General features: G+C 41.2%; 11 protein-coding genes. 10 read left to right on the forward strand and 1 reads right to left on the reverse strand.

Annotated elements, in window-relative coordinates; translation table 11 throughout:
• Window positions 1–145: 145 nt before the first annotated feature.
• Both L1283_RS00210 and L1283_RS00215 read left to right on the forward strand, forming a co-directional pair.
• Window positions 146–2824 (forward strand): TonB-dependent receptor, encoded by a 2679-nt coding sequence (locus L1283_RS00210; RefSeq protein ID WP_313262547.1) that lies wholly within the window; start codon window positions 146–148, stop codon window positions 2822–2824.
• A complete protein-coding gene (locus L1283_RS00215) occupies window positions 2821–3792 on the forward strand; it encodes an NAD(P)H-quinone oxidoreductase (protein WP_313262546.1) in 972 nt (323 codons plus the stop codon). The genes L1283_RS00210 and L1283_RS00215 overlap by 4 nt, the downstream gene beginning before the upstream one ends.
• Here the strand turns inward: L1283_RS00215 and L1283_RS00220 are convergent.
• A complete protein-coding gene (locus L1283_RS00220) occupies window positions 3781–4644 on the reverse strand; it encodes an AraC family transcriptional regulator (protein ID WP_429625596.1) in 864 nt (287 codons plus the stop codon). The two genes, L1283_RS00215 and L1283_RS00220, sit on opposite strands and share 12 nt — an antisense overlap.
• A 144-nt stretch (window positions 4645–4788) precedes the next feature.
• Here L1283_RS00220 and fucP point away from each other — a divergent pair, with 144 nt between their 5' ends.
• From fucP to L1283_RS00260, 8 genes are all read left to right on the forward strand, one after another.
• On the forward strand, window positions 4789–6054 hold the full coding sequence (fucP, locus tag L1283_RS00225; RefSeq protein ID WP_201669475.1) for an L-fucose:H+ symporter permease: 1266 nt from the start codon (window positions 4789–4791) through the stop codon (window positions 6052–6054).
• Window positions 6055–6064: 10 nt separating this feature from the next.
• Window positions 6065–6397 carry an L-rhamnose mutarotase gene (locus L1283_RS00230; RefSeq protein WP_046672141.1) on the forward strand — a complete coding sequence of 111 codons (333 nt, stop codon included), beginning with the start codon at window positions 6065–6067 and terminating at the stop codon, window positions 6395–6397.
• Between the two features lie 2 nt (window positions 6398–6399).
• Entirely contained in the window at window positions 6400–8058 is a 1659-nt protein-coding gene (locus L1283_RS00235) for a UxaA family hydrolase (RefSeq protein WP_145329693.1), read from the forward strand.
• A gap of 49 nt (window positions 8059–8107) precedes the next feature.
• Window positions 8108–9421: an alpha-L-fucosidase gene (locus L1283_RS00240; RefSeq protein ID WP_286883108.1), complete on the forward strand. Its 1314-nt coding sequence runs from the start codon at window positions 8108–8110 to the stop codon at window positions 9419–9421.
• A gap of 2 nt (window positions 9422–9423) precedes the next feature.
• Window positions 9424–10188 carry an SDR family NAD(P)-dependent oxidoreductase gene (locus tag L1283_RS00245; RefSeq protein ID WP_145329695.1) on the forward strand — a complete coding sequence of 255 codons (765 nt, stop codon included), beginning with the start codon at window positions 9424–9426 and terminating at the stop codon, window positions 10186–10188.
• Window positions 10189–10229: 41 nt separating this feature from the next.
• Window positions 10230–11087 carry a fumarylacetoacetate hydrolase family protein gene (locus L1283_RS00250; RefSeq protein ID WP_145329697.1) on the forward strand — a complete coding sequence of 286 codons (858 nt, stop codon included), beginning with the start codon at window positions 10230–10232 and terminating at the stop codon, window positions 11085–11087.
• 25 nt (window positions 11088–11112) lie between these two features.
• Window positions 11113–11940 carry an amidohydrolase family protein gene (locus tag L1283_RS00255; protein ID WP_145329698.1) on the forward strand — a complete coding sequence of 276 codons (828 nt, stop codon included), beginning with the start codon at window positions 11113–11115 and terminating at the stop codon, window positions 11938–11940.
• A 181-nt stretch (window positions 11941–12121) separates the two neighbouring features.
• Window positions 12122–12913: an SDR family oxidoreductase gene (locus L1283_RS00260; protein WP_120336224.1), complete on the forward strand. Its 792-nt coding sequence runs from the start codon at window positions 12122–12124 to the stop codon at window positions 12911–12913.
• The last annotated feature ends 117 nt before the right edge of the window (window positions 12914–13030 follow it).

Genomic DNA, 13030 nt, shown 5'->3' on the forward strand with positions numbered 1-13030 from the left:
ACGTTAATAGCTTAAGAATTCTTATATTGAATTGTATTATTGCAAAGTCTATTTGATGGAACTAAGGGGCGGGAATATTATCCGGTTAGTACTTTTTTTAGCTATAACGAACTTGTTTTTTTTACCCAAAAGCGCTTTAGGGCAGGTGTCAAAAAAAGAAGTTTATGGAATTGTTGTAGATACTGCAGGAAGGCCCTTAAATGGCGTCAGTGTTCATCTGACGAGTTCTCGCGATACCTTGTTCTCATCCACTTCCGCAACAGGTTATTTTCATTTTAGTCGTGTACTCGGTAATGATATTCGTATTAGCTGTAGCCAGCTGGGCTTAAGTATATTGGAGCGTAGTTATCCGTTATATAATAGCACGACAGCTAAATTGGATGTCGGAAAATTGACCATGTTTCCCCATGTATCTCTTTTAAAAGAAGTTGTTGTACTGAAATATAAACCCATTGTATATAAGCAGGATACTGTTCAATTTAACCTAGATGCCTTTCAATTTGATCGTCGGGCACTCTTAGAAGAGGCTCTTAAAGCATTGCCCAATATACAGGTGTCCCGTGATGGTTCTGTCTATGCCTTCGGTAAGCCCATATCCTCTGTTAAGGTGGATGGAAAAAAATTTTTTGGTGGTGATGTGCTTACCGCTACACGTAACCTTCCTGCAGATTTTGTGAAAAGTGTACAGGTTATTGATTTTTATGGTGATGAGGCGACGGCAAAAGGAATTAAAAGCGCTGAATCTGAGAAAGTCCTGAATATCGTGCTCAAAGATGATAAGAAGAAAATTACTTTTGGTCAAGCCACGCTTGGCGGTGGTTCGGTAGATCGTTATTTGGGAAGTGCTGGACTGAATCGTTTCAATGACGGTAAAGAGTACTCTGTTATCGCATCGGTGAATAATACGAATACCAATCTCTTTTCTTTCGGCTCTCCCAATGGAGGGGAGCGGGAACGGGAAATGGGCGAGCTCGCCGACTTTGCGGATCCAACGGATGGGGTCAATAAAATCGGATCTGTCGGGGGAAGTTTCTCTAGTCCACTTTCTAAAACGGTAACAGCAAGCGGTAAATATTCCTTTACGCAGCGCAATAATTATATCCAGGGAAATTCCTTATTACAATCGATATATGGATACGGCAAAGCAGCGAATAATTTAATTAGTAATTATGAAGACTACAAGATAAAATCAATCGATCGTATACATAAAATGGACTGGGATTTTGATATGAAGCTGTCGCCCAAAGATCAGCTTAAAATATCGCCTAAACTATCTTGGACCAATTCGACCAGCAATACGTTAAAAGATAGAAGGATCCAAAATAATCGGTTGAGTAGTACGGGAAACTATGGCGCGGCCAATAGTACAGAAAGTCCTGCAGCAGCTTTAGATCTTTTTTACGTGCGAAGTTTTACTAAACCGGGGCGGAAAGTGCTTTATACATTGCATACGGATTTTAATTCCCTGGATAAAGATGAGGAAGTGCGCGATTTTAATAGAGCGATTGACAGCAGCACGAACGTGCCAAAAATAACGGAGACTTATCTGAATCAAATGGTCCGTTCCAGCAATGAGAATAAAAATATCCAAAGTCGGTTGTCGTTGGTGGAGCCTGTTGATTTAGGTGGTACCTTGGAGATCAATTACGATTTCGACTATACCAAGATTGACGCTCGCCGCTCCACTTTTGATAATAACAATAATTTTGACAACGGCCCCATACTGGTAGACTCCCTTAGTTTGAAGTACGACTATTCCTTTGCTAGCAATAAAGTCGGCATGATTTATCGGCAAGATTTAAGCGAGAAAGTGAAAGTGAACTTCGGTTTTGCTGTTCAGCCTTCCGAATTAACGGGAAGTTCAACGGACAAACTGATAAAAACCTCCTATTCAAATGTTAACCTCGTGCCTTCTGCTGGATTGAAATGGAAGTTTACCAAAGAAGAGGATCTTTCCATGGACTATTATGGACGTAATAACCAGCCTAGCTTCTATCAGATACAGCCTGTGGTGGATAATACCAACACACAAAATATTGTGATCGGAAATAAGGATTTGAAATCCGAATTTGCACATAGTATTGTTTCAAAGTATCGGAAGTCCATTACACGAAGGGGGCAATATTTAGAAGCGAGTCTGGCTTTTAACTTGGTAAACGACAAGATTGTAGCAAACCGGACAATTGAACCCAATTCAACGATACAGAAAACGACCTATCGCAATACAGAAGGTTATTATGATATTAAGAGCTATTATCTGTTTACAGCTTCTTTATTGTCGGATAATTTGCAGATGAGCTTGAATGGTAATGCAGATTATTACAACAATATTTCCTATGTCAATGATAAAAAGAGCTTTGGTGGACACTTTTTGTTTACACAGGCTCTTCAATTCCGCTATACCTGGAGTGATATCTTTGAAGCCGAATTAAATGGAAACTATTCTTTAAACAGGGCGACATTTGACTGGCCTGTACAAGATAATATCACGGCACATTCAGGGATTGTTGGGTTGGGATCTAAAGCGTATTTAGGGAAACATTTTACCATGGGACTTGAGCTTTCTCAAAAATTTAATGCGGGTTATTCGAGCTCATGGAACAATATTAATCCGACGATAATCAATGCCTATATGGAATATACTTTTGGAAGGAATAACTTGGGGATGTTGAGATTTCAGGGATTCGATCTGATGAATCAGAATACTGGTATTTCACGTGCCGTGGTGGGAAATGATATTTTAGATGTTCGGAACAATCGTTTGGCTCGTTATTTTATGCTTTCGCTCAATATAAGGTTACAGAAATACCCGAAAAAATCATGATGAAAGCCGTCATTATTACTGAACCGGGGGGACCGGAAGTTTTGGAAGTCCGTGATGTGGAGATGCCGCAGATCGGTGAACTTGAAGTTTTGGTGGAAGTAAAGGCTGCAGGAGTGAATAGACCTGATGTCTTTCAGCGTAAAGGTAACTATCCGGCACCAGCCGGTGTAGATGGGCGAATACCGGGATTGGAAATAGCAGGGATTGTAGTCGCTAAAGGTAAGGATGTGGTCGATTGGGCTATTGGTGATCGTGTATGTGCGCTTGTTGCCGGTGGTGGCTATGCTTCCTATGCGAAAGTCTATCAGGGACATTGTTTACCTATTCCCGACCATTTGGGTTTTGCGGAGGCAGCCTCGCTGCCCGAGACCGTTTTTACAGTCTGGGACAATGTCTTTCGAAGGGGTAAGTTGCAGGCCGACGATCATTTTTTAGTGCACGGTGGTGCTGGAGGGATTGGCAGTACGGCCATTCAGTTAGCGACCTTGTTTGGTGCGGTAGTATATACGACAGTCAGCTCATCTGAAAAGGCTAGCTTTTGTAAATCATTGGGAGCCAGTAAAACAATAAATTATAAAACGGAGGATTTTCTGGAGGCGCTGAAGCCTTTGGGAGTTGATGTTATTTTAGATAGTATTGGCGGATCATATTTTGAGAAAAATATCAATCTATTGAACCCTGATGGTCGATTGGTTTACATTAATGCGATGGAAAGCGCAAGAGTCGAGTTAAACTTGCTCAAATTAATGCAGAAACGGATTGTTCTAACGGGAAGTACGCTGCGGGCGAGAGACCGTGAATTTAAGCAAGTGCTACGGGATGATATCTGGTCTCAAGTATGGCCGAAGCTCAGCGTTGGCGATTTCAAACCTACCTTATACCGCGTGCTTCCTTTTGCGGAGGCTGCTGAAGCCCATCGATTGATGGAAGATTCAAGCTTATTGGGTAAAATTGTCTTAAGTTTTTGATCGCTGAAAGCTGAGCGGTGTAGTGCCAGTTACATTTTTGAAGTATTTATGGAAGCTCGAAAAGTTTTGAAAACCTGATTCAAAGCAGATCTGCTTCACCGTCTGTTTGTTTTCTATTAATAAATTGCAGGCTGTCTTCACACGCATTTCGATCAGAAACTGAAAGAGTGTTTTTCCGATTTGTGATTTGAAATAGCGGCAGAAAGAATTGGGCGTCATTCCCGTTAGGGAAGCAAGTTCCTGCAGCCGTATCTGGTCGCGATAATTTTCACCGATATATTGCATGGCAATCTGCATTCGGTTGGCGTCCTGATCTTGCAGCTGGATGGTAAAAGTGGGGCTCGTTAACAGATCATGTTGTTCTTCGGCCGAAATAAATTGTAAGATTTCTAATAAATGAATAATACGTGTGGTACCTGTTGCTGCCAAGATAGCGTCAATTAATTGCACAGTTTTTAGTCGGCTGCTCTCCAATAATGAAATCCCTCTTTTGGATACACGTATAAGGTCTTTGATGGATTTATTTTCAGGTAAATTAATGAAATCATTTCCCCAAAAGTTTTCCTTAAAATGAATTACACGAATATCTGCGCTTTCTGCTTCTTCCTCTTGAAGATAAATCTCGTCAAATAACCAATAGTGAGGCAGGTTTGAACCAACAAGGGTCATATCGCCTGATTCAAAGCGGCGGACACTATCGCCAATAAATTGGGTGCCTGAGCCTTTGGCAAAATATATTAATTCCAGTTCTTCATGGTAATGCCAAAGATTATGGTATTGGGGCGTATTGTCTCTTCTCACGTTGAACGAATGCTCAAGATTGCTATTTAAATGAAGCAGTTGTGCTTTCATAATTATGAAATATATGCAGTAAAGTTACATAATTCAGTTTAGCTATGGTAATATAGCTTAATAATTTGATAATATACTTGAATATTGTCTAGCATTTTTAAGCTTATTTTACATTAAATAACTACTTATAACCATTTGAAAAATATGACGAATAAAAAGAGTTACGCATTTGCCTTGATTTTGGTGACATCCTTGTTCTTTTTTTGGGGATTTATTCATAACCTTGATCCAATCTTAATTCCGCATTTGAGGAATGCGTTTAGTTTATCCCATTTTCAGGCTTCCTTAGTCGATTCGGCTGTATTTATCGCTTATTTTGTGATGGCGATTCCTGCTGGAATTATCATGAAAAAATATGGCTATAAAGCCGGTATTTTGATCGGATTGATCTTTTTTGCCATTGGCTGTTTTCTTTTTGTACCTGCGGCCAATACGATAAGTTATGTTTTCTTTTTGGGGGCTTTGTTCGTTGTAGCCTGTGGTCTTACCATTCTGGAAACTGCTGCAAATCCGTATGTAGCGATTTTGGGAGATCCAGCTTCGTCGGCACAGCGACTTAATTTTGCGCAGTCCTTTAATGGGTTAGCAGCCTTTGTTGCTCCGATTTTTGGGGGAAAATTTATTTTATCCCATGAACCCAAATCACAGGAAGAACTGGCGCAAATGGCTGAGCAGGCAAAGATGGCGTATATTCAGTCGGAAACAGCTGCTGTGAAATTGCCTTATGTGGTACTAGGGATATTGATCTTATTGATTGCTGCGTTGTTTTTCTTTACCAGATTGCCTGATATCAAAGATGCTGAGGAAGAAGGTAGAGCCGGTTTTTTCCACGCGTTGCGTCATAAAAATGTGCGTTGGGCAGTGGTGGCTCAATTTTTCTATGTCGGAGCGCAAGTTTGTATTTTAAGTTTCCTCGTATTATATGCAACAGAAGCTGCCGGCATATCGGGTAAGGATGGTGCCGATTATGCTGGGTTCGCTGGATTGGCTTTTATGTTGGGCCGGTTTATCGGTACATTTTTTATGCGTTTTGTATCAGCATCCAAGCTTCTGATCATCTATTCCGCTATAGCGATCGTTCTATCCCTATTTGTCATCTTCGGATCAGGTATTCAGACCCTATATGCGCTGATTGGCATTGCGTTTTTTATGTCCATTATGTTTCCAACAATATTTGCGTTTGGTGTACAAGGTATCGGTGCCGATACGAAATCTGCTTCTAGTTTGATCGTCATGTCTATTGTTGGCGGCGCTTTATTGCCTCCAATATTAGGTTTTATCTCCGATAAAACGGGACATTTCCAATATGGCTATTTTGTACCATTGGTTTGTTTTATTGTTGTCTTGTTGTTTGCTTTCCAAAATAGAAATGTCAGTATTGCGGAAACGGAAAATCTTAAATCACATTAATTAGTTAGTAATGAAAAGATATGTCATGGCCTTGGATCTTGTGGACGATCCACAATTGATCAAGGAATATGAGGATTACCACCGCGAAGTGTGGCCGGAAATAAAACGCTCGATTCTGGATGCAGGTATTCTGCAGATGGAGATCTATCGTTTTGAAAATAGATTGTTTATGAACATGGAGGTGGGTGAAGATTTTTCATTTGAGAAAAAATCAGCTATGGATGCTGCTAATGAAAAAGTTCAGGAATGGGAACAGCTGATGTGGAAATATCAGGCGGCTATTCCGGGGGCAAAGCCAGGAGAGAAATGGGTAATGATGACAAAAATATTTGAATTAGTATAATTATGGCTATACAGCGCTATTTACAGATCCATCCAATGGATAATGTCCTTGTTGCATTACAGGACTTGGCTGAGGGAACAACGATTGTTTTTGAAGGTAAGGAATTTACATTAAAGCAAGCTGTTGCTGCCAAACATAAATTCACGATCCAGCCAATGGAACAAGATACAGAGATATTGATGTATGGTGTTCTGGTAGGGAAATTGAATACTCCCTTAGCTGAAGGGGAACTTATTACCACCGAAAACTTGCGCCATGCATCGGAAGATTTTAGAATGGGCAACCGTAAGACAGCTTGGACAAAACCTGATGTTGCTGCATTTAAAGATAAAACGTTCAATGGATTTCATCGTTCAAATGGGACTGTTGGAACGGCCAATTACTGGTTGGTTATTCCATTAGTTTTTTGTGAAAACAGAAATGTATTGACCTTGAAGGCTGCATTTGAGGAAAAGCTGGGCTATAAAGTAAAAGCGAATAATTACATCTCTGAAGTAGAAGATCTCATCGGCTTATATAAGTCCGGTGCTGATGTAAATACGATCCTTAGTCAGGATCTACTTGCTAATTCGACTTCTAGTGAGCAGGAACGCCTATTCAAAAATGTCGATGGAATCAAGTTTTTGAATCATGAGATGGGATGCGGTGGAACGCGTATGGATTCGGATGCTTTATGCGGTCTTTTGGCTGGCTATATTACCCATCCGAATGTTGCGGGGGCAACCGTATTGAGTTTAGGATGTCAGCATGCGCAGGCTTCTATTCTGAAGGCGGAAATTGAAAAGCGAAGCCCGGGTTTTGATCGCCCGCTATATATTTTCGAGCAGCAGAAAGAAGGAACTGAAAAGGAACTTATGCAAAAGGCTATTAAGGCAACTTTTGCGGGGATGATGCAAGCTGATAAAAATGAGCGTAAACCAGCCACATTGGACAAATTGTGTATTGGACTGGAATGTGGTGGCTCGGACGGATTCTCGGGTATCTCTGCCAATCCTGCGCTCGGTTTTGTGTCGGATATTTTGGTGACTTTAGGCGGATCGGTGATTCTGGCGGAGTTCCCTGAGTTATGTGGCGTGGAACAGGAGTTGAGTGATCGTTGTATCGATGAGCCAACTGCGGAACGTTTTATGTCGCTGATGCGTACTTATAATGCAAAAGCCGAAGCTGATGGCTCGGGTTTCTATATGAATCCTTCTCCGGGAAATATTCGTGATGGCTTAATTACTGACGCGATTAAGTCTGCAGGGGCAGCCAAAAAAGGAGGAACCTCACCTGTTGCAGCGGTGATTGATTATCCTGAATTGGCCAACGGTCCGGGGTTAAACTTACTATGTACTCCTGGCAATGATGTGGAAAGTACCACTGCAGAGGTGGCCGCAGGTGCCAATATCGTCTTGTTTACGACGGGCCTAGGTACACCTACAGGTAACCCGATTACACCGGTTGTGAAACTTTCAACAAATACCAAAACTTTTGAGAAAATGCCCGATATCCTGGATCTGAACTGTGGTACCATTATCGAAGGTACAGAGACTATTGAGGAGGCTGCACACCGTATTTTGGATTATGTGATAGAAGTTGCTTCCGGTGAAGTGAAACCAAAAGCGGTGTTGTTGGGGCAAGACGATTTCATTCCATGGCGCAGAGGTGTTTCATTGTAGTTGAGTATAATGAATTTATTGAAAATCCATGACAACTAATTATTTACATATGAAACTTAAACATGTAATCTGTGGTTTGGCCTTGCTGATGGGATCTGTATCCGCGAGCTATAGCCAGCAACATTATCAACCGAGTCCCGAAAATCTAAAAAATAGGGAATGGTTTGAACAATCTCGGTTTGGTGTTTTTATCCATTGGGGGGTATATAGTGTGCTGGGAGATGGTGAATGGGTCATGAACAATCAAAATATCAGTTTGGATGAATATGCATTGCTGCCTAAATTTTTCAATCCAATTTCCTTCAATGCGAAAGAATGGGCGAAGTTATTTAAACAGGCTGGAGCAAAGTATATTACCTTTACCACAAGACATCATGATGGGTTTTCGATGTGGGATAGCCAGATTTCGGATTATAACGTGGTGAAGAAATCGCCCTTCAAACGCGATATTGTGAAAGAGTTGGTGGAAGCTTGCCATGCTGAAGGGATAAAAGTGATGTTCTACTATTCACTTTTAGATTGGCACCGGGATGATTATTTACCCGTTGGTAAAACGGGCGGCGGCATTGCGGGCCGCGATTCAACAAAAGGGGATTGGAATCATTATGTCCAGTTTATGAAAAGCCAATTAACGGAGCTGTTGAGCAATTATGGCAACATCGATGGGATTTGGTTTGATGGTCATTGGGACAAGCCCAATGAAGATTGGCATTTCAAAGAAATCTATGAATTGATTCATAAGTTACAGCCGCAATGTTTGGTCGGTAACAATCACCATTTGGCACCATTTGAAGGTGAAGATTTTCAAATGTTCGAACGTGATTTACCTGGGGAGAATACCACTGGGTTCGGCACGAAAGCGCATGATGTTGGGAAATTGCCGAAGGAAGTATGTGGAACAATTGCAGGATCGTGGGGATTTGAGCTGAAAGATCGGACACGAAAATCTTTTCAGGAAGTGTTGAAATACCTGGTCAAGGCAGCTGGTCATGGTTCCAATTTATTGCTCAATGTAGGTCCGATGCCGAACGGTGAGATTCAGGACTATCAACAGGAGCGTTTGAAAGAACTTGGAAAATGGCTATCGGTGTATGGTGAAACAATCTATGGAACAGAGGGGGGAGCGGTGTCGCCAACAGACGATTATGCGTTGACAAAAAAAGGAAATCAGGTGTATCTACATGTGTTTAAAACGGATAAAAAGGAATTGTTGATCAATAATCTGCCTTATCAGGTGAAAAAAGTAAGCACATTTATCGGAAAGAAAGAGATTAAGTTTAGTCATAAGAACAATAGTCTACGCGTGGATTTGCCAACATCGACAGATGAAGCAGATTTGGTATTGACATTAACAATTAAATAACAATGGGAAAATTAGAACAAAAAGTAGCTGTAATTACCGGTGGTGGTAGTGGGATAGGCCGTGCGATCAGTCTGCAATTTGCTGCAGAAGGAGCAAAAGTTCATATTCTGGATTTGAATGAAGACGGTGGTAATGCGGTGGTTGATGAGATCTTGGCTTTGGGTGGCCAGGCTTTGTTTAATCGTTGTAATGTAACTGACCAGCAAGAAATTACTGGTATAGCACAAAATATCGGAAAAATTGATATTTTAGTAAATAATGCAGGTATTGCTCATGTTGGTAATTTGGAAAATTGTCAATCAGAAGATTTTGAGCGTGTTTTTAATGTGAATGTTAAGGGCGCTTATAATGCATTGCATGCTATCGTGCCGATGATGAAAGCGCAGGGTTCTGGAGCAATCCTTAATCTAGCATCCATCGCTGCATGGGTTGGTATCACGGATCGTTTTGCTTATTCGATGAGCAAAGGTGCTATTTACGCGATGTCAATGTCTGTTGCAAGGGATTACATGGCATACGGTATTCGTTGCAATAGCATTTCGCCTGCACGTGTACATACGCCATTTGTGGATGGATTTATCGCAAAAAACTATCCTGGAAAAGAGGAAGAAATGTTTGAAAAATTATCAGCAAGCCAGCCAATAGGCCGCATGGCACAACCGGAGGAAATTGCCAAATTAGCACTTTTCCTGTGTAGTGACGACGCGGGCTTTATCACTGGAAATGACTATCCAATTGATGGTGGTTTTATTAAATTGAACAATTAAAAAGCTAAAAATAAAATATCTATTATCTCAATACTATAAAAATGAAATTAATACGTTTTGGAGCTCAAGGAAAAGAGAAAATCGGTGTTCAGATCGATGGCGTAAATTACGATGTAAGCGCATTAGGTGGTGATTACAATGAGCAATTCTTTGCTGAGGATGGTTTAGCTCGTTTAGAAGAATTTGTGAAGGCAAATGAAGGTAAGTTGATTGAAGTTCCTCAAGGCGAGCGTATCGGAGCACCTTTTGCCCGTCCATCCAAAATTGTTTGTATTGGATTGAACTATTTAGACCATGCAAAGGAGACCAATGCACCTATTCCTGCTGAACCGATTATCTTTATGAAATCGACCACTTCGTTGGTAGGTCCATACGATAATGTGATGATTCCTAAAGATTCGCTAAAAACAGATTGGGAAGTGGAGTTCTGTATCGTGATCGGTAAAAAAGCCTCTTATGTAGAAGAGCATGAGGCCTTGGATTATGTGGTTGGATATGTGTTGCACAATGATGTTTCCGAACGTGAGTATCAGTTGGAACGTGGCGGTACCTGGGATAAAGGAAAAGGATGTGATACTTTCGCACCAATGGGACCCTTCATGGCGACAAAAGAGGAAATCAAAGACATCAACAATGTGCGTTTATGGTTAAAGGTAAACGGAAAAACCTATCAGGATGGCAATACCAAGGATTTGATCTTTTCGGTAGCACATGTGGTATCGTATGTGTCTAAATTTATGACCTTGTTGCCTGGCGACGTTATTTCAACAGGTACACCTGCAGGTGTTGGGTTAGGATTTAATCCACCGATTTACTTGAAGCCTGGCGATGTTATCGAGTTAGGAGCAGATGGTCTTGGGGAGTCCCGTCAGACTGTTGTAGCGTATTCAAAAAATTAATTGCTCATCAGGTTTTCATTTCATTATGCGTATAGATACCCATCAGCATTTCTGGAAATTCGACCCAATTAGAGATAGTTGGATTACCGAAGAAATGCAGGTCATAAGACGTGATTTCAGTCCTTTAGATATTCAGTTTGTGCTTGAACGAAATGGATTCGGAGGGAGTGTTGCTGTTCAGGCAGATCAATCCAAAGAAGAGACTGCTTATTTGGTTCAGCTGGCTAATGATTATCCTTTTATTAAAGGCGTTGTGGGCTGGATTGATCTTCAAGCAGCAGATATTCGACAACAGTTGGATGGCTATCAATCAGACACGGTCATCAAAGGATTTCGTCACATTGTTGAAGGAGAAGCGGATCCTGATTTTCTTATCCGCCCTGCCGTACTAAATGGACTGAAGGCATTGGCAGATTATGGTTATACTTATGATCTGCTCATCCGTCCACGTCATTATGCAGCAACGCTAGACTGTGTGCAGCAAAATCCAAATCTACAATTTGTGTTGGATCATATTGCCAAACCGCCAATCAAGTCGAAGGCATTTGATGAGTGGGCCACGTTTATCGATGCGCTAGCTGCTCTTCCAAATGTCGTATGTAAAGTTTCTGGACTTGCCACAGAGGCCGATTGGGAAGGATGGAAGCTTGATGATTTTAAACAATATCTGGAGCATATCTTTGCACGTTTTGGAAAGGAGCGCATTATGTACGGGTCAGATTGGCCTGTATGTCTATTGGCTGCATCTTACGAAGAAAGTATTGCCATAGTTGAAGATAAACTAGGGCAATTTACAGCTGCAGAGAAGAACGCATTTTGGGCAGAGAACGCTATACGTGTATATAATCTTTAAAAGGAAAAACTTCAGCATGTTATGAAAGGGAAAAATAACATGCTGAAGTTTTTTATTGGCCATGAAGCCGGATAAATGGGCTGAATAACGCCAATATAAAATTAATCAATAACCAGAGAACGAGTTCATTGTTGCGAATGTTAATCACAATCAATGAAACAAACCATTCAATAAAAGTATTATGGATCTTCATTTAAGAGATAAAGTTGTTATTGTTACCGGCGGAGCAAAAGGAATCGGGCGGGCCGTAGTTCATGCGTTAGCTAAAGAACAGGCTATTCCGGTCATTGTTGGCCGTAAACAGGCGGATAATGAAAAAGTCAAGGAAGAAATCAAGCAATTTGGTGTGGATGCACTCTGTATTGAGGCGGAGTTATCTAAACCCGAAGATTGTGAACGAGCCGTCCAGAAAACATTGGAAGTATATGGCCGTATCGATGGTTTGGTGAATAATGCCGGACAAAATGATGGTGTCGGATTAGCTTCAGGTAATTATGAAAAATTTGTTGCTTCTCTGCATAAGAACTTAATTCACTACTATCTGATGGCACACCACGCTTTGGATGCATTGAAAGCTTCTAAGGGCAGTATTGTGAATATTTCGTCCAAAACTGGCGAAACAGGACAGGGAAATACCTCGGCTTATGCGGCATCCAATGGTGGACGTAATGCGCTTACACGCGAGTGGGCTGTAGAATTGTTGCCTTATTCGATTCGTGTAAATGCCATTATCGTGGCAGAATGTGCCACTCCGCAATACGATACCTGGATTCAAACCTTATCAAATCCGGAGGAGACCTTGAAGAAAATTACGGATCGCATTCCATTGGAGCATCGCATGACGACAGCGGAAGAAATCGCCGATACAACAGTCTTTTTGCTGTCTAACAAGTCAAGTCATACAACTGGCCAATTGATCCATGTGGACGGTGGCTATGTGCATCTGGATCGCTCTATTATTGCTGAATCGTAGCAGAGCAGCGATTGGATTTTGGAAATTAAACTTGTGTGGTTTTGAGGTCACAACTCCGGTTCATTTCCAAAATCCATGATCGTTTTTTGATATTGCCCTTCAATCAATGAAAACATC

Origin of the sequence: Sphingobacterium sp. HSC-15S19 (assembly GCF_050433745.1) — a bacterium.
GTDB classification, from domain to species: domain Bacteria; phylum Bacteroidota; class Bacteroidia; order Sphingobacteriales; family Sphingobacteriaceae; genus Sphingobacterium; species Sphingobacterium siyangense.

What these genes read in the sequence shown, in the direction of transcription:
- L1283_RS00215 (WP_313262546.1), top strand. Translation starts at nt 2,821, where the DNA reads ATGATGAAAGCCGTCATTATTACTGAACCGGGGGGACCGGAAGTTTTG.
- L1283_RS00220 (WP_429625596.1), bottom strand. Translation starts at nt 4,644, where the DNA reads ATGAAAGCACAACTGCTTCATTTAAATAGCAATCTTGAGCATTCGTTC.
- fucP (WP_201669475.1), top strand. Translation starts at nt 4,789, where the DNA reads ATGACGAATAAAAAGAGTTACGCATTTGCCTTGATTTTGGTGACATCC.
- L1283_RS00230 (WP_046672141.1), top strand. Translation starts at nt 6,065, where the DNA reads ATGAAAAGATATGTCATGGCCTTGGATCTTGTGGACGATCCACAATTG.
- L1283_RS00235 (WP_145329693.1), top strand. Translation starts at nt 6,400, where the DNA reads ATGGCTATACAGCGCTATTTACAGATCCATCCAATGGATAATGTCCTT.
- L1283_RS00240 (WP_286883108.1), top strand. Translation starts at nt 8,108, where the DNA reads ATGAAACTTAAACATGTAATCTGTGGTTTGGCCTTGCTGATGGGATCT.
- L1283_RS00245 (WP_145329695.1), top strand. Translation starts at nt 9,424, where the DNA reads ATGGGAAAATTAGAACAAAAAGTAGCTGTAATTACCGGTGGTGGTAGT.
- L1283_RS00250 (WP_145329697.1), top strand. Translation starts at nt 10,230, where the DNA reads ATGAAATTAATACGTTTTGGAGCTCAAGGAAAAGAGAAAATCGGTGTT.
- L1283_RS00255 (WP_145329698.1), top strand. Translation starts at nt 11,113, where the DNA reads ATGCGTATAGATACCCATCAGCATTTCTGGAAATTCGACCCAATTAGA.
- L1283_RS00260 (WP_120336224.1), top strand. Translation starts at nt 12,122, where the DNA reads ATGGATCTTCATTTAAGAGATAAAGTTGTTATTGTTACCGGCGGAGCA.